This is a genomic window from Pandoraea sp. NPDC090278 (genome assembly GCF_044772185.1).
GTDB lineage: Bacteria > Pseudomonadota > Gammaproteobacteria > Burkholderiales > Burkholderiaceae > Pandoraea.
In genome coordinates this window covers 248926-268835 of the sequence record NZ_JBIVYJ010000008.1, presented here as the reverse complement: position 1 = coordinate 268835, position 19910 = coordinate 248926, and the positions used below count along the sequence as shown (strand labels likewise).

14 protein-coding genes are annotated in these 19910 nt (G+C 63.8%); 12 read left to right on the top strand and 2 right to left on the bottom strand.

Annotated features, from left to right (window positions below; genetic code table 11):
* The first annotated feature begins 17 nt into the window (after nt 1-17).
* The 4 genes from ACIQWO_RS25440 (at nt 18) to ACIQWO_RS25425 (ending at nt 7617) form a co-directional block, all read left to right on the top strand.
* On the top strand, nt 18-1091 hold the full coding sequence (locus ACIQWO_RS25440; protein WP_402830137.1) for an HlyD family secretion protein: 1074 nt from the start codon (nt 18-20) through the stop codon (nt 1089-1091).
* 10 nt (nt 1092-1101) lie between these two features.
* Nucleotides 1102-3885, top strand: coding sequence for a ribosome-associated ATPase/putative transporter RbbA (gene rbbA / locus ACIQWO_RS25435; RefSeq protein WP_402830134.1), 2784 nt, complete (start codon nt 1102-1104; stop codon nt 3883-3885).
* 83 nt (nt 3886-3968) lie between these two features.
* The gene (locus ACIQWO_RS25430) at nt 3969-5093 is read left to right on the top strand and encodes an ABC transporter permease (protein WP_402830175.1); all 1125 of its coding nucleotides are present in this window, start codon (nt 3969-3971) and stop codon (nt 5091-5093) included.
* Nucleotides 5094-5175: 82 nt separating this feature from the next.
* A complete protein-coding gene (locus tag ACIQWO_RS25425) occupies nt 5176-7617 on the top strand; it encodes a DUF3141 domain-containing protein (protein ID WP_402830132.1) in 2442 nt (813 codons plus the stop codon).
* On the opposite strand, the gene ACIQWO_RS25420 is transcribed toward ACIQWO_RS25425, so the two are convergent.
* Together ACIQWO_RS25420 and ACIQWO_RS25415 are read right to left on the bottom strand one after the other, a co-directional pair.
* A complete protein-coding gene (locus tag ACIQWO_RS25420) occupies nt 7583-9073 on the bottom strand; it encodes an ATP-binding protein (protein ID WP_402830129.1) in 1491 nt (496 codons plus the stop codon). The two genes, ACIQWO_RS25425 and ACIQWO_RS25420, sit on opposite strands and share 35 nt — an antisense overlap.
* Nucleotides 9070-9735 carry a response regulator transcription factor gene (locus tag ACIQWO_RS25415; protein ID WP_402830127.1) on the bottom strand — a complete coding sequence of 222 codons (666 nt, stop codon included), beginning with the start codon at nt 9733-9735 and terminating at the stop codon, nt 9070-9072. The genes ACIQWO_RS25420 and ACIQWO_RS25415 overlap by 4 nt, the downstream gene beginning before the upstream one ends.
* 158 nt (nt 9736-9893) lie before the next feature.
* On the opposite strand from ACIQWO_RS25415, the gene dsbD reads away from it, so the two are divergent.
* The 8 genes from dsbD to ACIQWO_RS25375 all read left to right on the top strand — a co-directional run bounded on the left by dsbD (nt 9894) and on the right by ACIQWO_RS25375 (nt 19837).
* On the top strand, nt 9894-11843 hold the full coding sequence (dsbD, locus tag ACIQWO_RS25410) for a protein-disulfide reductase DsbD (protein WP_402830124.1): 1950 nt from the start codon (nt 9894-9896) through the stop codon (nt 11841-11843).
* Nucleotides 11840-12676, top strand: a complete 837-nt coding sequence (locus ACIQWO_RS25405) for a TlpA family protein disulfide reductase (protein ID WP_402830121.1) — start codon at nt 11840-11842, stop codon at nt 12674-12676. The genes dsbD and ACIQWO_RS25405 overlap by 4 nt, the downstream gene beginning before the upstream one ends.
* Nucleotides 12677-13105: 429 nt before the next feature.
* Nucleotides 13106-13693: an aminodeoxychorismate/anthranilate synthase component II gene (locus ACIQWO_RS25400; protein WP_233328557.1), complete on the top strand. Its 588-nt coding sequence runs from the start codon at nt 13106-13108 to the stop codon at nt 13691-13693.
* An 85-nt stretch (nt 13694-13778) separates the two neighbouring features.
* On the top strand, nt 13779-14807 hold the full coding sequence (gene trpD, locus ACIQWO_RS25395) for an anthranilate phosphoribosyltransferase (RefSeq protein WP_150666153.1): 1029 nt from the start codon (nt 13779-13781) through the stop codon (nt 14805-14807).
* A gap of 30 nt (nt 14808-14837) precedes the next feature.
* On the top strand, nt 14838-15650 hold the full coding sequence (gene trpC / locus ACIQWO_RS25390; RefSeq protein WP_150578535.1) for an indole-3-glycerol phosphate synthase TrpC: 813 nt from the start codon (nt 14838-14840) through the stop codon (nt 15648-15650).
* Nucleotides 15651-15664: 14 nt separating this feature from the next.
* A complete protein-coding gene (locus tag ACIQWO_RS25385; RefSeq protein ID WP_402830117.1) occupies nt 15665-16360 on the top strand; it encodes a CYTH domain-containing protein in 696 nt (231 codons plus the stop codon).
* A 62-nt stretch (nt 16361-16422) separates the two neighbouring features.
* Nucleotides 16423-17277, top strand: coding sequence for a uracil-DNA glycosylase (locus ACIQWO_RS25380; RefSeq protein WP_402830114.1), 855 nt, complete (start codon nt 16423-16425; stop codon nt 17275-17277).
* Nucleotides 17278-17563: 286 nt separating this feature from the next.
* On the top strand, nt 17564-19837 hold the full coding sequence (locus tag ACIQWO_RS25375) for a TonB-dependent receptor (protein WP_402830112.1): 2274 nt from the start codon (nt 17564-17566) through the stop codon (nt 19835-19837).
* The last annotated feature ends 73 nt before the right edge of the window (nt 19838-19910 follow it).

Genomic DNA, 19910 nt, shown 5'->3' with positions numbered 1-19910 from the left:
TCAAGAGGTCATAGAAGATGACACTTCCCAACGCAAAAAAACTCGTTCCGGCCCTGATCGTGCTCGTCGTGATCGGGCTGGGATGGTACGGATGGAAGAGCTACAACAACACCGGCCCGGGCGACGGTTTCGCCAGCGGCAACGGACGCATCGAAGCCACTGAAGTCGATATCGCGACGAAGATGGCCGGACGTGTCGAAGCCATCTACGTGCGCGAAGGCGACTTCGTGAAGGCGGGGCAAGTCCTCGCCAAGATGCAGATCGACACGCTCAATGCCCAGCGCGACGAAGCCCGCGCGCAGTATCAACAGGCCGTGACCAACGTCGCCGCGATTCAGGCACAGGCCGCTGCACGTCTGTCGGACAAGGCGACGGCCGAAGCCAACGTGGCCGCGCGCGAAGCCGAACTCGACGCTGCACAACGCCGTCTCTCGCGCTCGGAAACGCTTTCGAAGGAAGGGGCATCGTCGGTGCAGGAACTCGACGACGACCGCGCGCGCGTGCGCAGCACCCGCGCCGCCGTCACCGCAGCCAAGGCGCAGGTCGCCGCTGCGCAATCGGCCGTGGAAGCGGCAAACGCACAAGTCACCGGATCGAAATCGACGGTCGAAGCCGCGCAAGCCACCATCAGCCGGATCGAAGCCGACATCACCGACAGCGAACTCAAGGCACCGCGCGACGGACGTGTGCAGTATCGCGTCGCGCAGCCGGGCGAAGTGCTCGCGGCGGGCGGCAAGGTCCTCAACCTCGTTGACCTGTCGGATGTGTACATGACGTTCTTCCTGCCCGAAGCCGTCGCGGGACGCCTCGCGATGGGCGCCGAAGCCCGCATCGTGCTCGACGCCGCACCCCAGTTCGTCATTCCCGCCAGCATCTCGTTCGTCTCCAGCACGGCGCAGTTCACACCGAAGACGGTGGAGACCGAGAGCGAGCGTCAGAAGCTGATGTTCCGCGTGCGCGCGCAGATCGCGCCCGAATTGCTGCAACAGCATCTGAAGCTCGTGAAGACGGGATTGCCCGGCGTGGCATGGGTGAAGACCGACAGCAAGGCAGAGTGGCCAGCCCAGTTGCAGATCAAGCTGCCGCAGTGAGCCGCGCGTCATGACGGACTCCTCCTCACCTGAGAACGGCAAACACACGCCCGGGCACGGCGCACCGCCGGTCGTTCATGTCGTCGACGTCACGCTGAAGTACGGCCGCAAGACGGTCGCGCTCGATAGCGTCTCCATCGACATCCCGGCGAACTGCATGGTCGGGCTGATCGGACCGGACGGTGTCGGCAAATCGACGCTGCTCTCGCTCATCGCAGGCGCACGCGCTGTGCAGACGGGCACCGTCGAAGCGCTCGGCGGCGACATGGCGAGTAAAGCGCACCGCGACCTCGTCTGTCCGCGCATCGCCTACATGCCACAGGGGCTGGGCAAGAACCTCTATCCGACGCTCTCCGTCGAGGAAAACCTGCAATTCTTCGCGCGCCTGTTCGGTCACGACGCCGCAGAGCGACGCCGCCGCATCGACGACCTCACGCGCAGCACCGGCCTGCATCCGTTCCTGGATCGTCCGGCGGGCAAGCTCTCCGGCGGCATGAAGCAGAAGCTCGGTCTGTGCTGCGCGCTGATCCACGATCCCGACCTGCTGATTCTCGACGAGCCGACCACGGGCGTGGACCCGCTCGCCCGCGCGCAGTTCTGGGATCTGATTGCGCGTATCCGCCGCGAACGTCCGGCGATGAGCGTGATCGTCGCAACCGCCTACATGGACGAGGCGCAGCGTTTCGACTGGCTCGTCGCCATGGACGCGGGCAATATCCTCGCGACCGGCACACCGGCCGAGCTGCTCGCCCGGACGCAGCGCGACAACCTCGAAGCCGCCTTCATCGATCTGCTGCCGGAAGAGAAGAAGCTCGGTTACGAGCCGGTCGTGATCCCGCCGTTGCATATCGACGAACACACCGAGATCGCCATCGAGGCCAAAGGGCTGACGATGCGCTTCGGCGATTTCGTCGCCGTCGATCATGTGGACTTCCGGATTCGTCGCGGGGAGATCTTTGGCTTCCTTGGCTCGAACGGCTGCGGCAAGTCGACCACGATGAAGATGCTCACGGGCCTGTTGCAAGCGAGCGAAGGACAGGCGTGGCTGTTCGGTCATGAAGTCGACCCGAAGGACATCGACACGCGGCGTCGCGTGGGCTACATGTCGCAGGCGTTCTCGCTCTACACCGAACTGACGGTGCACCAGAACCTCGTGCTGCATGCGCGACTGTTCCACGTTCCCGAGGCCGAAGTCGGCGCACGTGTCGACGAGATGGTGCAGCGCTTCGGACTGGCCGAGGTGCTCGACACGCTGCCCGACAGCATTCCGCTCGGCATGCGCCAGCGTCTGTCGCTGGCGGTGGCGATGGTGCACAAGCCCGAACTGCTGATCCTCGACGAACCGACGTCGGGCGTCGATCCGGTGGCGCGCGACAACTTCTGGCGTCTGCTGGTGGAGTTGTCCCGGCGTGACCGCGTGACGATCTTCATCTCCACGCACTTCATGAACGAGGCCGACCGCTGCGACCGCATCTCGCTGATGCACGCGGGCAAGGTGCTCGTCTCCGATCCGCCAGCGAAGATCACAAAGGACAAAGGCGCGGACACGCTCGAACAGGCGTTCATCGAGTATCTGGTGGAGGCCGGTGGCGGCACGCCGGAGGCCCCCGAGACACCGAAGACGGAAGTCGCCGCCACCACTGAGGCACCGTCGCACGCGAAGCTGAAGGGCTTCTCGGTCGGTCGGATGATCAGTTACCTCTGGCGCGAGACGCTAGAGTTGCAGCGCGATCCGGTGCGCGCCACGCTGGCGCTGGTCGGCTCGCTGGTGCTCATGCTGGTGATGGGGTACGGGATCAGTATGGACGTCGAGGATCTGCGCTACGCGGTGCTCGACCGCGACCAGACCACGATGAGTCAGAACTACGCCCTCAACATCGCGGGGTCGCGGTACTTCATCGAACAGCCGCCCATTACCGATTACGACGACATGGATCGTCGCCTGCGCGATGGCGAACTGGCGTTGGCCATCGAGATTCCGCCGGGCTTCGCGCGCGACGTGTCGCGCGGCAAAGCCGTGCAGATTGGCGCGTGGATCGACGGCGCGATGCCGATGCGTGCCGAAACCGTGCAGGGCTACGTGCAAGGCATGCATCAGAACTGGCTGGCCGATCAGTCCTTGCGACGGCTCGGCGTGAAGCCGACAGCGTCGCTCGATATCGAGACGCGCTTTCGCTACAACCCCGACGTCAAGAGTCTTCCAGCGATGGTCCCGGCGGTGATTCCGCTGCTGTTGCTGATGCTCCCGGCGATGCTTACGGCACTGTCCGTCGTGCGTGAGAAGGAACTCGGCTCGATCCTGAATCTGTACGTGACGCCTGTCACGCGCACGGAATTCCTGATTGGCAAGCAGATCCCGTATGTGGCGCTCGCCATGCTGAACTTCCTGCTCATGGCGCTCATCGCCGTAACGCTTTTCGGCGTGCCCATCAAAGGCAGCTTCCTGACGCTGATCACCGCCGTCTTCATTTTCAACGTGGTCGCCACGGGTATCGGCCTGCTCGCGTCCACCTTTACCCGCAGTCAGATCGCGGCCCTGTTTTTCACGATGATCGGCACGATGATTCCGGCGATTCAGTTCTCCGGCATGCTCACGCCGGTGCCGTCGATGGAAGGCTCAGGCCGGTTCATCGGCGAGATTTATCCGGCGACTTATATGCTGATCATCAGTCGTGGCGTCTTCAACAAGGCGCTCGGCTTCGGTGATCTCGGCAACGCCTTCTGGCCGATGCTCATCGCCGTCCCCGTGATTCTGGGCGCGACGGTCCTGCTGCTCAAGAAACAGGACAAGTGATGGCTAGCCCGAACGCACCGCAAGCCTCCCCATCCACCGCGCACGACACCAGCGCCACGCCGCCGCGTCGCAAGCATCCGTGGTTGCGGCACGCCGCGAACATCTACCGGCTCGGCGTGAAGGAGCTATGGAGTCTCGTGCGCGACCCGATGATGCTGGTGCTCATCATTTACACGTTCACGGCGTCGGTCTATTCTTCGGCCACGGCGCAACCCGAGACGTTGCACATGGCCCCCATCGCCATCGTGGACGAAGACGCCTCGCCGCTTTCACAGCGCATCGTCTCGGCGTTCTACCCGCCGCAGTTCACCACGCCGCAGATGATTACGGCGGACGCCGTCGACCGGGGCATGGACGAGGGCGCGTACACGTTTGCGCTGAACATCCCACCGAACTTTCAGCGTGACGTGCTGGCGGGGCGCGCGGCCGAAGTGCAGCTCAACGTCGACGCCACGCGCATGAGTCAGGCGTTCTCGGGCAGCGGCTACGTGCAGCAGATCGTGTCGGCGGAAGTACGCGAATTCCTCCAGCGATACCGATCCACGCCGGAGTTGCCCGTCGACCTGGCGTTGCGCGTGCGTTTCAATCCGACGCTGGAGCGAGCGTGGTTCGGCGCGCTGATGCAGATCATCAACAACATCACGATGCTGTCGATCATTCTGACGGGCGCGGCGCTGATCCGGGAGCGCGAGCACGGCACCATCGAGCATTTGCTCGTCATGCCGGTGACACCGACCGAGATCATGCTGGCGAAAGTGTGGTCGATGGGGCTGGTCGTGCTGATGGCGGCGGCCATGTCGCTGTGGCTGATCGTGAGCGGCGCGCTACACGTGCCGATCGGCGGGTCGGTGGCGTTGTTCCTGTTGGGGGCCACGCTGCACCTGTTCGCCACCACGTCGATGGGCATCTTTCTTGCGACGCTCGCGCGCTCGATGCCGCAGTTCGGCATGTTGCTGATTCTGGTGCTGCTGCCGCTGCAAATGCTCTCGGGCGGGAACACACCGCGTGAAAGCATGCCGAAGCTGGTGCAGGACGTGATGCTCGCCGCGCCCACGACGCACTTCGTCGAACTGGGTCAGGCCATTCTGTTCCGTGGCGCCGGGATCGGCGTCGTGTGGGTGCAGTTCGCAGCGCTCGCGGTCATCGGCGCGGTGTTCTTCGCCTTCTCGCTGCGACGTTTTCGTCGCACACTCAGTTCGATGGCATAACGAGGATCGCGAGGGCCTGACGCCAGTCTCGGACGCGGCGTTTCCCCATCCCCCGTCATGCCGGATTTGTGAGGTCATTGCCATGCCCGCCAAGTCGTCTGCCGCACTGGAACGTCGCGCGTCTCAGTCTCCCCGAAGTGCTCGCGCCACATCGCCCGCCGCCACCGGCGACGCGCCGTGGCTGGCCGCCAATCCGTGGCTCGCCAATCTGCCGTGGATGTCGGCCGCCGCCGAGTACGCCGTCGACGCGTGGCAGCGCAGCGTGTTGTTCGCCGACGTCATGCGTCAGCGCGGCAATCAGTATCAGGAGCATCTGGCCGAATCGGCCCCCAACGTGCTCGACTTCGACGCCGAGGTGATCCTCGACGCCCACGATCTGCCGCGTCCCTGCAACTATTGCCTGATGCGCATCGTGCCGCCGAAGGACACGCCCACGCTGCCCAATGCGCGTCCGTTCGTCGTCGTCGATCCGCGTGCGGGGCACGGTCCCGGCATCGGCGGCTTCAAGCCCGACAGCGAGATCGGCGCGGCGTTGCGTGCGGGGCATCCGTGCTATTTCGTCGGCTTCCTGCCCGACCCTGTCCCCGGACAAACGGTCGAGGACGTGATGCGCGCTGAAGCGGCGTTTCTCGAGAAGGTCATTTCGATGCATCCGGAAAGTGCGGGCAAGCCCGCGGTCATCGGCAACTGTCAGGCCGGATGGCAGATTCTGATGACGGCCGCGATGCGCCCCGAACTGTTCGGCCCGATCATCGTGGCGGGCGCACCGGTGTCGTATTGGGCGGGCTGGCGGGGACGCAATCCGATGCGCTACTCCGGTGGTCTGCTCGGCGGCAGTTGGCTGACGGCGCTCACGAGCGATCTCGGCGACGGCCGATTCGACGGCGCGTGGCTGGTGCAGAACTTCGAGAATCTCGACCCGGCGAACACGCTCTGGCGTAAGAAGTACCACCTGTATGCCAATGTCGATACGGAAGCACCGCGCTATCTCGGCTTCGAAAAGTACTGGGGCGGGCATGTCTTCCTGAACGCGCAGGAGATGCAATACATCGTCGACAACCTGTTCGTCGGCAACCGGCTCACGAGCGCGGAGTTGATCACGAGCGACGGCATTCGACTCGACCTGCGCAACATCCGCTCGCCCATCGTGGTGTTCTGTTCCTACGGCGACAACATCACTCCGCCGCCGCAGGCGCTCGGTTTCGTGACGGACATGTATCGCGATGACGCAGAAGTGCTCAGTCACGATCAGACCATCGTCTACGCCACGCACGACAGCATTGGCCATCTCGGCATCTTCGTATCGGGCAGCACCGGGCGTAAGGAGCATCGCAAGTTCGTCAACAACATCGATCTGATCGACGTGTTGCCTGCGGGCATCTATCAGGCGCAGATCGCCGACAAGACGGACGACACGGTGCATGGTGAGCTGGCCGAAGGCGATTATGTGATGTCGATTCAGCGCCGCAGCGTGGAGGACGTGCGCGCCATCGTGCAGCCGGATACGCAAAGCGACCGGCGTTTCGCGGCGGTGGCGCATCTGTCCGACATTCACCTGGGGTTGTATCGCAGTCTCGTGCAGCCGTGGGTGCGCGCGATGGTGACACCGACGTCGGCGTACTGGATGCGGCTGCTACATCCGCTGCGCGTGAGCTACGAGCTTTGGTCGGATCGCAATCCGTTTGCGGCACCGTTCGCCGAAAAGGCGGAACACGTGCGGGAGACGCGTCATGCGGTGTCGCCCGACAATCCGTTCCTCGCATTCGAAACCGCAGTGTCGACGGCCATTGAGGAGTCGCTGAATTTCTACCGCGACATGCGCGACGACGGTTACGAGAAGGCGTTCGAGACGATCTACGGTCAGCCGTGGGTGCAAGCGCTCGCCGGGTTGCATGGCAGCGATGGCACGGCGGTGCGGGTGCATCCGGGCACGTCGCCCGAGCATGTGGCATTCGTGCAGGAAGCGCTTGAACTGCGCCGTCACGAGGTGCGTCAGGGCGGTGTGCTGGAAGCGGGGATTCGCGCGTTGCTCTGGGTGCACCGTCTGCATGGCGAAGCAGACGAGCGCCAGTTCAATCGCGCGCGTTCGTTGCCACGCGGCGATGCCGAGATTTCTATTGAGCGTTTCCGCGAGATCATTCGACGTCAGGCGGGGTTGCTGCGCATGGCACCGAATGCTGCGATGGAGGCCATTCCGGGCATGCTCGCCCATGCGTCGCCGACGTCGATCCGGTTGGTGGCGAAGGCCGTGAAGGAGCTGAGTTTCGCGGTACCGCTGGAGGATGGCGAACGAAACGATCTGGAACGCGTTCTCGCCGTCTTCGAGCGGGCCGCGCAAAAGCGCGAGGCCGAGGTGGAAGGGGCAGGCAAGACGAGCGTAGCGGCTAAGCCTCGCGCTACAGCAAGTCGCAAGGCGACCACGCCAGCCACCACACCTCGCAAACGAACGACTGCCGCGACGAAGGCCACCACGACGGCCGCCGCCAAAACTACACGGACGTCGCGAGCGAAGAAGACGGTCTGACCGTCGACATGGCGGCGACGCGCGACGCATCGCCGCCATGTACATCGTCGCCCACAGGCACGAACAACCGCGCCACCAATCCGCCATCCTCGCGTGGCGCGAACTCTAGCGTTGCGTCGAAACGCCGCGCAATCGCCTGCACGATGGAGATACCCAACCCGGCACCCTCGCCACGCTGCCTCCCCTGATCGCCCCGCCAGAATCGCTGGCCCAGTTGCGCTGTATGCTCAGCAGCAAGGCCGGGGCCTCGGTCGCTCACCTCGATGCAGTATCTTTGACTCGGCTCGTCCGCCATCACCGACAACGTGATCTCGCTGCTCTCCGGCGAGTAGCGCATCGCATTGTCCAGCAAGTTTCTTAGCGCCGTCGCCAGCATCGAACGCGGCAACACCGATCCCGTGTCCGTCGCCGAAATGCTAACCAAGATCCTGCCACTTCTACGACGGACCGGGGCCCTCATCGTAAATTCGCCCTGCTCGGCTATTGACCCAACTCGCATTGAAAAGGGGCCCCGATCCGTCTCTCCCATTTCAGTCAAAACCTCCTCGATCACCTCCGTCACCGACTCGCATATGTCGTGCTCGTGGATCGGCGCCTCCGTCCTCGCCAATGTCATCAGCTGATCTAACGTGTGACCCAGTCGCTTCACGCCCGCACTCGCCTGCTGCAACGCCTGCTTCGACGCACTCCCCTGCGTCAACGCCGCCACCTGCAAATGCGTGTCGATTGCCGTCAACGGCGTTCGCAACTCATGCGCCGCACCATCCGTGAACGCCCTCTGACCCGCCAACGTCTGCGCCAATCTGTCCAGCCAACCATTCAACGCCACTACCACCGGCTTCAATTCCTTCGGTGCTTTGCCAATATCCACCGGCGTGGTGTCGTCTGTGCGCTTTCCACGCAACGTTGCGCGTAACGTCTCCAATGGCGTCAGGCCCCTTCCGATTCCGATCCACAACGCAATCAAACCGCCAATGACCGCAATCAGGAACGGGATGCCCGCCGCACGCAACATGCCATTCGTCAACACAGCCCGTCGCTTGACGAGGTCCGCCGTCATCACCTGATATCCGCCCGCGTCCTGCAACACATAGATGCGCCAGCTGCGGCCGTCGATCTCTCTTGTGCTGAAGCCCGTCGGCAGCGTCATCGTCGACGTCTTGGGACTTCCGTCGGTCTGCGCCAACACCGCACCCTGCAACGAACGGATTTCGCACGCGATACCGTCACCGCCGCCCGCTCGAATGACCTCGCCCCAATCTCTCGGCTCGGGATGCGGCGAGAATGCCGCGCGCGCCATCAAACCCGCCACCATGTTCGCCGACATCGCCAGACGCTCGTCGAGCGCTTCGTCAAGGCTCGCGCGCACACCGCGCATCATCCATCCCGCCGCCGCCATCCACAAAACGATCAGCGCCACGCCAGCGATCAGCACCGCCCTAAGTCGAAGGCTCATGACAAGGTCCATCCCAACCGGTACCCCAGGCCGCGCGCGGTCTGGATGACGTCGCAACCCAACTTGCGACGCACGTTATGTATGTGAACGTTCAGCACATTGCTGTTGACGCGCTCCGTCATGCCGTAAAGCCGCACATGCAGCATGTCGGGCGACAACCAACGCCCCCGGCTGCTTGCCAGATACGCAAGCAAATCAACCTCGCGACGCGACAGTTCGACCGGCACACCGTCGAGCCACGCCAACCCGCTCGCAGGGTCGAGACGCAACGGACCCGCCTCGATGACCTGCGCAGCACGTCCATGCGTGCGCCGCACCAGCGCATGCAAGCGCGCCGCCAGTTCACGCAGGTCGAAGGGCTTGCTCATATAGTCGTCAGCCCCGGCATTCAAGCCCGAGATCCGGTGTTCGATGCCGTCGCGCGCAGTGAGGATCAACACGGGAACGTCCGGCTCGACGGCGCGAACGCTCGCAATCAGGTTCAGACCGTCGCCATCGGGCAGCCCGAGATCGAGCACCAGCGCGTCGAAGCTGTTCTCCGCATGCGCCGACATGGCCGCCTCGCCGCATGCAGTCGCCTCGACGTGTATTCCCAAAGTCGAAAGCCCCGCAACGATGCCGCTCGTAATCAGCGGATCGTCCTCTACCAGCAGTACTCGCATTGATTCACGCCTCTCCTAAGCGTCTCCGACGTCGCTTTCACGTCTCGTGACATGTTACGTATATCGTGCATCGCGTTGATGCAAGGTGGACGGTGAGATGAAGTGTTAACTCTCAGTTAATCGTCCTCCGCCACGCTCTGTCTCGCTTCGACCGACCCGTGGAGGACAGATTGTTTCGTCGAATACTTTTCATCTTTGTGATTTTGCTCAGCGCGCTCGGCGCGCTTCGCGTCACGCTCGTAACGCCCGCCGCTGCCGCGCTGCCGTGGCAATCCGGCGATCAGGTGCTCGACGTCTCTCAAGTGCTGCGTCTCGACGCGCCCCGTCGCGAAAGCGATGGCATTGTCATCGGCGGCACGATTGCTAAGGATCACTACGTTTATCGTCATTCGATTCGCGTGGAGGATGCCAGCGGCAAACCGGTTCCGTTCTCGCTACCCGACGGAACGAAGCATGTCGATGAGTTCTTCGGAGAGAGCGAGATTTACTATGACGACGATCTGCAACTGAAGTTGCCTGCATCGACGTCGGACTTCATCACGTTTCATTGGCAAGGCTGTGCCAAGGCTGGCATCTGCTACCCCCCGCAGAAGGTGAAAATTTCGCTGTCAGGCGATGATCCGCTCATCGACGCGAAGGACGCGTCGTCGATGCTGGCGGCCCTCACTGCCCCGGTCGCAACCTCGGGGTCGGTAAATTCCGGGGAGATGTCGGACGCCGTCGCCGTCAACACGGCAGTCACGGCGGCTGCGCCTGAAACGGCGGGCGGCACCGAGTCGCTGGCCGCCGATCAGGCCGCCGCCGCTCAACTCGCAGCACTCGATCCCATCGCCGCAAAGTTGCTGTTTTTCGGCTTCGGCCTGCTGCTGGCGTTCACGCCTTGCGTGCTGCCGATGGTGCCCATCGTCTCGACGATGATCGTCGGCAACCGCCCGTCGCCGTGGCGCGCTTTGGCGCTCTCGTCGGCGTATGTCGTCGCGATGGCGCTCACCTATGCGAGCGTCGGTGTGGCCGCCGCATTGGCCGGGGCCAATCTGCAGGCGACGCTGCAAGCACCGTGGCTCCTGAGCGCGTTCGCCGCCCTCTTTCTGGTACTGGCCGCGTCGCTGTTCGGACTGTTCGAACTGCGTCTGCCCGCCTTCGTCATGGAGCGCCTGGACGCCGCCGGTCGTAACCGTACAGGCGGCAGTCTCGCGGGCGCCGCCGCGCTCGGTTTCCTCTCCGCCCTGCTCGTCGGCCCGTGCATGACGGCACCGCTGGCAGGCGCACTGCTCTACATCAGCCAGACGGGCAACGCGTGGATGGGGGGCGGCGCACTGTTCGCGATGGGCCTCGGCATGGGCATGCCGCTGCTGGCGATTTCGCTGTTCGGTGCGCGTGTCCTGCCCCGCCCGGGACCGTGGATGGTACGTGTGCGTATCGCCTTCGGCTATGTGATGGCCGGAATGGCCATCGAAATGCTGAGCCGTTTCCTGCCCGGACACGTCACCCTCGCGCTGTGGGGCGCGCTCGGCGTCGGTCTGGCCGTCGGCATCGCGGGCTGGGCGTGGGCGCTTCGCGGCAAACCGGCATGCTGGACGCTCGTGTTCACCTCGACGCTCGCCGCGCTCTGGTCGATACTGCTGCTGGTTGGCGCAGCCGCGGGCGGTGAATCGCTGTTGCGCCCGTTGGAACGACCCGGCAGCGTGGCGCTCGCCGGAAACGATGGCGCGGGCCAGCGTGCGGGCAAATCGGTGGATTACGTCAGTGTCAAATCCGAACAGGACGTAGACTCGCGCATCGCACAAGCCGCCGCCAACGGGCAATGGACGCTCATCGATTTCTACGCCGACTGGTGCGTGAGTTGTCACGTGATCGAGCGCAACGTCTTCGGTGATCCGGCCGTGGCCGCACGTCTGGCACGCATGCAGGTGCTGCGCCCCGACGTCACGAAGAACGACGATGTGGATCAGGCGCTGATGAAGCGCTGGGGCGTGATGGGACCGCCCACCCTCATCCTCGTCGATGCAACGGGCAAGGAGGTGCGTGCGCATCGCATGGTGGGTGAAATGACCGCACAGACGTTCCTGCAACGGCTCGACGCAGCACAGAACACGGAGGCTTCATGATTGGACTCGGCCCCTTCTCCGCGAAGACGGCGGCCCTCGCGGCGGCGGCCATCCTTGCATGGCTCGTCGCGCGCTATCTGTTGCGAAAGACGGATGCGCCATCGCGGCGCACCGCCGCCAGCGTGCTGCTCGACGCGCTTTTCGTCGGTCTGTTCGTCGCGCGGGCGGCCTACGTCATCCGCTGGTGGCCCGAATACGCCGCCCGGCCGTGGTCGTTCGTTGCGATTGGCGACGGCGGCTTCAACGTCTGGGCCGGTGCCCTCGCCGCGCTCGCATGGGGTCTCTGGCGCACACGCCGTGATCGAACGCAGCGGCGGCCGATGCTCGCCGGCATGGCCGCAGGTCTGGCGATCTGGGGCGTGATGCTCACCGGCCTGAGCGCGGCGCTGCGCGACGCGCCGCCGCTGCCGTCGCTCACGCTCTCCAGCCTCGACGGCCGTGCGGTCACGCTGGACAGTCATCGCGGCCAGCCCATCGTGATGAATCTCTGGGCCAGCTGGTGCCCGCCGTGCCGACGCGAAATGCCAGTGCTCGCGCAGGCGCAGACGGACTATCCCGGCGTACGCTTCCTGATGATCAATCAGGGTGAGTCGGCGCAAACGGTGGCCGAGTTCGTGCAATCGCAAGGATTGACGTTCGACCACCTGCTGCTCGATCCCCAGTCGGCGGCGATGCACGCGGCCGGGGCACGTGCCCTGCCCACCACGCTGTATTTCGATACGAATGGCCGTCTCGTCGAGGCCCATCTCGGCGAGCTCACGGCCGCGCGTTTGCGCGACACGTTGCATCGCCATCTTCAGCAGACCCCAACGTCCCCCGCCTCCAAGGAGTGATCCGCACGGGTCTGCAAGCGCCTGACGCGCTTCGGCGGGGCAACAACGACGGCGGTCCGCCCCGGCATGGCTGACGGCCCACCGTCGCAGAATCGTCTAAGACGGACGGGCGTCAGGCGCACATTCTTGCGGGAATCTGCCATAAGACGCCCGAATTTCGTCGAATGGCCGCTTTTTGCGACACCCGTTCACGGCGCGCCGGAGTTGCTGCTACAATCGGCATCACCATGAAGTCGCATCAGTCTTCCTCCCTCCTCTGGTCGCCCCTGACCGCCGCCCTGCGCTGGTGGCGGTAACCCGCCACGTCTATTTCATCCCCATAGCGCCCTCCCCCGCGGATCGCGAAGTCAATGTGGGGGCACGCTCAGGGGACACTCGCAATTTCCATGCGCTCGACAATCCTTTGTCACCAGACGAACAGGGACCATCATGCTGCTGATGATCGACAACTACGACTCGTTTACTTACAACATCGTCCAGTACTTCGGTGAGCTGGGCGAAGACGTCCGAGTCTTCCGCAACGACGAAATCTCGCTCGACGCCATTGCCGAGCTTGCCCCCGACCGCATTTGCCTCTCGCCCGGCCCGAGCTGCCCGGCCAACGCAGGCATCACGCTCGACGTACTCAAGCGCTTCGCCGGTGAAATCCCGATCCTCGGCGTCTGCCTCGGCCATCAGGCCATTGGCGAAGCGTTCGGCGGCAAGGTCATTCGCGCGCAACAGATCATGCACGGCAAAGTGAGCGAGATCGAAACCACGCAACAAGGCGTGTTCGCAAATCTGCCCAAGCGCTTTACCGTCACCCGCTACCACTCGCTCGCCATCGAGCGCGCCTCGCTGCCGGAATGCCTCGAAATCACCGCATGGACGGACGACGGCGAGATCATGGGCGTGCGCCACAAGACGCTCGACGTCGAAGGCGTGCAATTCCACCCCGAATCGATTCTGTCGGAGCATGGCCACGCCGTGCTGCGCAACTTTGTGCAAGCTGCGCCGCGTGCGGCCATTGCCGCCTGAGACATCCCAAGGGCGCGCCTGAATCGGCAAATCAGCGAATGCGCGCTATGCACCCGACAAGCACCGACAGAGGAGAGGACAACAAATGATTACCCCGCAAGAAGCGCTTCAGCGCACCATCGAACACCGCGAAATCTTCCATGACGAGATGCTGCATCTGATGCGTCTCATCATGAAGGGCGAGATCTCGCCGGTCATGTCGGCCGCGATCATCACCGGTCTGCGCGTGAAGAAGGAAACCATCGGCGAGATCGCCGCCGCCGCGCAAGTCATGCGCGAGTTCGCCAATCACGTGGACGCCCCCGCCGACGAGCATTTCGTCGATATCGTCGGCACCGGTGGCGATGTGTCGCATACGTTCAACATTTCGACGGCTTCGATGTTCGTGGCCGCAGGCGCAGGCGCGAAGGTCGCCAAGCACGGCAACCGTGGCGTGAGTTCGAAGTCCGGCAGTGCCGACGTGCTCGAAGCGCTCGGCGTGAACATCATGCTCTCGCCCGAGCAAGTGGCCGAGTGTCTGCGTGAAGTCGGCATCGGCTTCATGTTCGCCCCGAACCATCATCCCGCGATGAAGAACGTCGCCGCCGTCCGCAAGGAAATGGGGGTGCGCACGATCTTCAACATTCTCGGTCCGCTCACGAATCCGGCCGGTGCACCGAACCAGTTGATGGGCGTGTTCCACCCGGATCTGGTCGGCATTCAGGTCCGCGTGATGGAGCGTCTGGGCGCGGAGCACGTGCTCGTCGTGTACGGCAAGGATGGCATGGACGAAGTCTCGCTGGGCGCAGCCACGCTGGTCGGCGAGTTGAAGGACGGCAAGGTCACCGAGTACGAAATTCACCCGGAAGACTTCGGTTTGCAGATGGTGAGCAATCGCAGTCTGAAGGTCGGCAGCGCTGAGGAATCGAAGACGATGCTGATCGAAGCACTCAACAACACCGAAGGCACCGCCCGCGAGATCGTGACGCTCAACGCCGGGACCGCGCTTTACGCCGCCAACCGCGCACCGACGATTGCCGACGGCATCAAGATGGCGCGCGAGTCCATCGCCAGCGGCGCGGCCCGCGAAAAGCTCCACGAATTCGTCACGTACACGCAACGCTTCAAGGCGTAACCTTCAGCAGCCCCAGAGTTATCTACCGATATGTCTACCGTTCTCGACAAGATCCTGGCCGTGAAGGCCGAAGAAGTCGCCGCAGCCAAGCGCGTGCGTGACCTCGCGAGCCTGCGCCGCGACGCGGAAGCGACCGTTGGCGACAGCGCGCTGCGCACCCGCGACTTCGTGGGCGCACTGCGCACGAAGATCGACGCTGGCCTGTCCGGTGTCATCGCCGAAATCAAGAAGGCCAGCCCGTCGAAGGGTGTGATTCGCGAGAACTTCGTGCCGCCGCAGATCGCCGAGTCGTATCAGCAAGGTGGTGCCGCGTGCCTGTCGGTACTCACCGACGTGCAGTTCTTCCAGGGCGCGCCCGAGTACCTCAAGGCGGCGCGCGCCGCGTGCGATCTTCCGGTCCTGCGCAAGGATTTCATGATCGACGCGTACCAGGTGTACGAAGCGCGCGACATGGGCGCCGACTGCATTCTGCTGATCGCCGCTGCGCTCGAACTCTCGCAAATGCGTGATCTCGAAGCGCAGGCGCACGAGCTAGGCATGGCCGTGCTCGTCGAAGTGCACAACGGTCAGGAGCTGGACGCAGGGCTGGAACTGCGCACCCCGCTGCTGGGCATCAACAACCGCAACCTGCACAACTTCGAAGTCACGCTCGACACGACGCTCGGCCTGCTGAAACATATCCCGCAGGATCGACTGGTCGTGACGGAGTCGGGCATCCTTTCGCGTGACGACGTAACGCGCATGCGCGCGGCCAACGTCAATGCCTTCCTCGTCGGCGAAGCCTTCATGCGCGCGCCCGAGCCGGGCGACGCACTCGCCACCCTGTTCGACATGCCCCGCTGATCGCACTGAAACTCATGGCTATCGAACGCGAACTCAAACTGGCCCTCCCGGGCAACCTCCCCGCAGCACGCGCCGACGCGCTGATTGCACACCTCGACCGCTTGCCCGGCGCTGAGGCGCGCGGCGAACGTCATCTCGTCAATCGTTACTTCGATACGCCGGATCTCGCGCTCGCAGGCGCCAAGGCTGCGCTGCGACTGCGCTACGTGGCGCGCGACGGTCATGCCGGACAGTGGCTGCAAACGCTCAAGTCGGTGGGCGAAGCGCGCGACGGGCTGCATGTGCGCCACGAATGGGAGCAGGCCGTGCATGGCGAGGCGCTTGAACTCGCACCGCTCATCGACGCCTGCGATGTGCCTGCAACGGCCGCGCTGTTGCGGGACGAAGGCACGAAGGTCGTGGCACAGTTCGAGACGAACTTCGTGCGACGCCTGTGGCGCTACGTCGCGGGTGACGGCACGGCCGTGGAAATCGCGTTCGATCGTGGCGAAGTCGCCGTGCAGGCCGACGGCCAGCGTCACACGGAACCACTCATTGAAGTGGAACTGGAATTGCTCGACGCGCCGGACGACGACCACGACGGTCAGGGCGAACGCATTCTCCAGGCGCTCGCGCAAGACCTGCGCGCGGTCTTGCCGGAGTTGCACAGCGACAACGTCAGCAAAGCGCAGCGCGGCTATCGTCTGCGTCAGAAGGTGCTGGGCGGTTGAACGCGCTTCGACCTCGCACTTCGACGAACCCGCTAATTCAGCAGACTCAGCACACATCACGCATGGCATCACGCTCACGCACGGCAACCGCCTCGAACACTGACGAGGCGCGACAAGGCTCTCTCTTCGGCGAGACGAACGGTACGGACGACGCTCGTCCGACCGTCAGCACCGACGGTCCCGACACCGTGGCCGGTCCGTTGAAGGGCCGCGTCGAAGATCAGTTCGCTGCGCTGCCCGACGCGTGGAAAACGCTGGTCGCACCGTTCGTGCAGAGCGACGCTTACGCCCCGCTGTGCCAATACGTCGACGCCGAAGTCGCGGCGGGCAAGACCGTCTATCCGGCGGACATTTTCCATGCGCTGCGCATGACGTCGCCGAAGGACGTGAAAGTCGTCATCCTTGGACAGGACCCGTATCACGGTGACGACAACGGCATTGCACAGGCGCACGGCATGGCGTTTTCGGTGCAGCGTGGCGTGCGCGTTCCGCCATCGTTGCGCAACATCTACAAAGAGATCGAACGGGATCTGGGCATCGCGCCGCCGTCGCATGGCAACCTCGACGCCTGGGCGAAACAGGGCGTGCTGCTGCTGAACACGACGCTCACGGTCGAAGCTGCCAATGCCGCGAGCCACGCGAAGCCGTTCAAGAAGGGTGGATGGCAAGCCTGCACGGACACCTTGCTTTCCGGCCTCGCCGAACAACAGGGCCCGCTGGTGTTCCTGCTGTGGGGCAGCCATGCTCAGGCAAAAGCCCCCTTGCTCGGCGGTCACGGCCACCTGCTGCTCGAAGCGCCGCACCCCTCCCCGCTATCGGCCCATCGCGGCTTCCTCGGCTGCGGTCACTTCAGCGCCGCCAACGCCTTCCTCGAAAAGCACGGTAAGACGCCCATCGACTGGCAGGTTCCGGCGTAGTTCGTCGTGCGCAAATATGTCAGTCATGACGATCATTCCTGCAGATTCTCTGGAAAATGATCGCTATGACTGACAAAAATCCGCAGTGAACCAAGGTCTCGACGGTTCCATCCATTGAAATATACGATCCCGCATACGCTTTTAAGCATTTACATACATAAGCGATGCCATTACACTCCATTTCCGTAATGAGAATCCCTATCAATCTCATTAACAAAAACTACTAAACCGTGCGTTACCTGGCCTGCTAAGTGTCCCAAGGTGGCGCCGCAGCTGGAACACACGTATGTCTACCGCTTTTCAGACGCGCGAGCGTCTGCTCGCCGTCGCCTGCGCCCTAGTCGTCGCTGGCAGCTTCGCCTCCCAATCCGCTCACGCTCAAACGCCCGCTAACGCTGGTAATGCCGGTGATACCGCGAGTGCCGCGCCGCAAGCCGCTGGCTCGACCAACGCTCCGGCCGTCGCGCTGCCCACGACGCAGGTGAACGACAGCGCCGTGCCGTCGGCCATGCAGACGAAGACGCTGCCGTCGTACAAGTTCGTCGCCCCGCTGCGCGACACGCCTCGCTCGATCACCGTCATTCCTGAAGAGCTGATCAAGCAGACGAACGCCACGACCTTCGCCGACGCGCTCAAGACCGTGCCCGGCATCACGTTCCTCGGTGGCGACGCTGCGGCGAACCCGTCCGCCGACCGTCCGGTCATTCGCGGCTTCGAATCGCGTAACTCGATTTTCGTCGACGGCATGCGCGACTCCGGCGTGCAAAATCGCGAGACGTTCGACATCGAGAACATCAGCGTCATCAAGGGCCCGGACTCGGTCTACGCCGGACGTGGCGCCGTGGGTGGCAGCATCGACATCACCACGAAGACACCGCGACTGGAAGACTTCACCAACGCGAGCTTCGGTCTCGGCACCAACAGCTACAAGCGTCTGACGTTGGACGTGAACCGCCAGGTGAACGACCAGACCGCCGTGCGCCTGAACATGATGGGTCACGACGCCGATCAGGCCGGTCGCAACAACGTCTACAGCAAGCGCTGGGGTATCGCACCGTCGGTGGCGTTCGGCCTGAACAGCCCGACGACCGTCACGATCAGCTACTACCACCTGAATTCGTACGACATGCCGGACTTCAGCGCACCGTTCCGCTCGGCGGGCGGCACGCCTGACGGCGGCTTCCAGCGCAACCAGTTTTACGGCCTGAACAATCGGGATTACCGTCGCGGTCAGACAGACACCGGCGAAATCAAGGTCGAACACCGCATCAACGACACGTGGAAGATCAAGAACACCACGATGGTCGGCCGCTCGACGCTCGACTACGTCGCCACGAACCCGCAGTTCCAGTCGGCCACGTCGAACATCATTTCGCTGCAGGCCAAGAGCGGTAAGTACGCCACCAACAGCATCGCCAACCAGACGGAACTGACCGGCAAGGCCACGCTGTTCGGCTTCGAGCACACACTCACGACGGGCTTGGAGTTCAGCAACGAGCAAAGCCGTTACGAGGGCTATCTCGTCGCAGACAGCGCAGGCAACAACATCCGCTCGGGCGGTCCGTGCTCGATCGCGTACAACTGCACGACCATCGGCAACTGGAACCCGGACAATCCGTGGACCGGCAGCCTCACGCTCAATGGCGACAAGTCCTTCCCGGGTGCGGCCACCAACACGCGCACGAACACCGCATCGGCCTATCTGTTCGACAGCGTGAAGCTTTCGGACCGCTGGCTGCTCAACGCCGGTGCGCGCTTCGACCGCTTCGACGTGAGCGCCGTGCAAGCAGGCGCGCCCAACCTGAACAACACCTCGAACCTGTTCAGCTTCCAGCTAGGCGTGGTCTACAAGGTGCTGCCGTCGTTGAGCCTGTACGCGTCGTACGGCACGTCGGCCAACCCGCCGGGTGCGAACAGCGGTCTGGGCGGCGGCACGGATCAGATCACCTCGACCAACAACAACCTCTCGCCCGAGCGCAGCCGCAACATCGAAGTCGGCGCGAAGTGGGACGTGATCGACCAACGTCTGTCGCTGACCGCCGCGCTGTTCCAGACGGACAAGACGAACGCTCGCGTCTCCGACGGTCTCGGTGGCACGATCAACGCAGGTAGCCAGCGCGTGCGCGGTGCAGAACTCGGCTGGGCAGGTAATCTGACGAACCACTGGCGTGTGTTCGGCGGCTACTCGTACCTGAACGCGATCACGACCGACGCCGGTCCGGCCGCTGCGCCGGGCTCGAACGGTCTGCCGATGGTGATGGTGCCCAAGCACAACCTGACGCTGTGGACGGACTACGAAGTGATGCCGAAGCTCACGCTCGGCGCGGGCATGACGCTCTCGAGCCTGACCTACGCATCGGTGTCGTCGACCGTTCGCAAGTGGACGCCCGGCTATGCCCGCTTCGACGCGGTCGCCACCTACCGCGTGTCGCGCTCGGTGGATCTGCAACTGAACGTGCAGAACATCTTCGACAAGAAGTACTACGCCAGCGCATACCCGATCTACGCCACGTGGGCACCGGGCCGTACCGCCATGCTGACGCTGAACTTCCATCAGTAATCGTGTTGTTGTCGGCCCGCTCACACTGTTGATCGGGCTGATGCGGGAAATCCGGCGACTGCCGCCGGGTTTC

Excerpts from the sequence above, each read along its gene's own strand:
- ACIQWO_RS25425 (WP_402830132.1), top strand. The coding sequence starts at position 5,176 with ATGCCCGCCAAGTCGTCTGCCGCACTGGAACGTCGCGCGTCTCAGTCT.
- ACIQWO_RS25380 (WP_402830114.1), top strand. The coding sequence starts at position 16,423 with ATGGCATCACGCTCACGCACGGCAACCGCCTCGAACACTGACGAGGCG.
- ACIQWO_RS25405 (WP_402830121.1), top strand. The coding sequence starts at position 11,840 with ATGATTGGACTCGGCCCCTTCTCCGCGAAGACGGCGGCCCTCGCGGCG.
- ACIQWO_RS25420 (WP_402830129.1), bottom strand. The coding sequence starts at position 9,073 with ATGAGCCTTCGACTTAGGGCGGTGCTGATCGCTGGCGTGGCGCTGATC.
- trpC (WP_150578535.1), top strand. The coding sequence starts at position 14,838 with ATGTCTACCGTTCTCGACAAGATCCTGGCCGTGAAGGCCGAAGAAGTC.
- ACIQWO_RS25385 (WP_402830117.1), top strand. The coding sequence starts at position 15,665 with ATGGCTATCGAACGCGAACTCAAACTGGCCCTCCCGGGCAACCTCCCC.
- trpD (WP_150666153.1), top strand. The coding sequence starts at position 13,779 with ATGATTACCCCGCAAGAAGCGCTTCAGCGCACCATCGAACACCGCGAA.
- rbbA (WP_402830134.1), top strand. The coding sequence starts at position 1,102 with ATGACGGACTCCTCCTCACCTGAGAACGGCAAACACACGCCCGGGCAC.
- ACIQWO_RS25400 (WP_233328557.1), top strand. The coding sequence starts at position 13,106 with ATGCTGCTGATGATCGACAACTACGACTCGTTTACTTACAACATCGTC.
- ACIQWO_RS25415 (WP_402830127.1), bottom strand. The coding sequence starts at position 9,735 with ATGCGAGTACTGCTGGTAGAGGACGATCCGCTGATTACGAGCGGCATC.
- ACIQWO_RS25375 (WP_402830112.1), top strand. The coding sequence starts at position 17,564 with ATGTCTACCGCTTTTCAGACGCGCGAGCGTCTGCTCGCCGTCGCCTGC.
- ACIQWO_RS25440 (WP_402830137.1), top strand. The coding sequence starts at position 18 with ATGACACTTCCCAACGCAAAAAAACTCGTTCCGGCCCTGATCGTGCTC.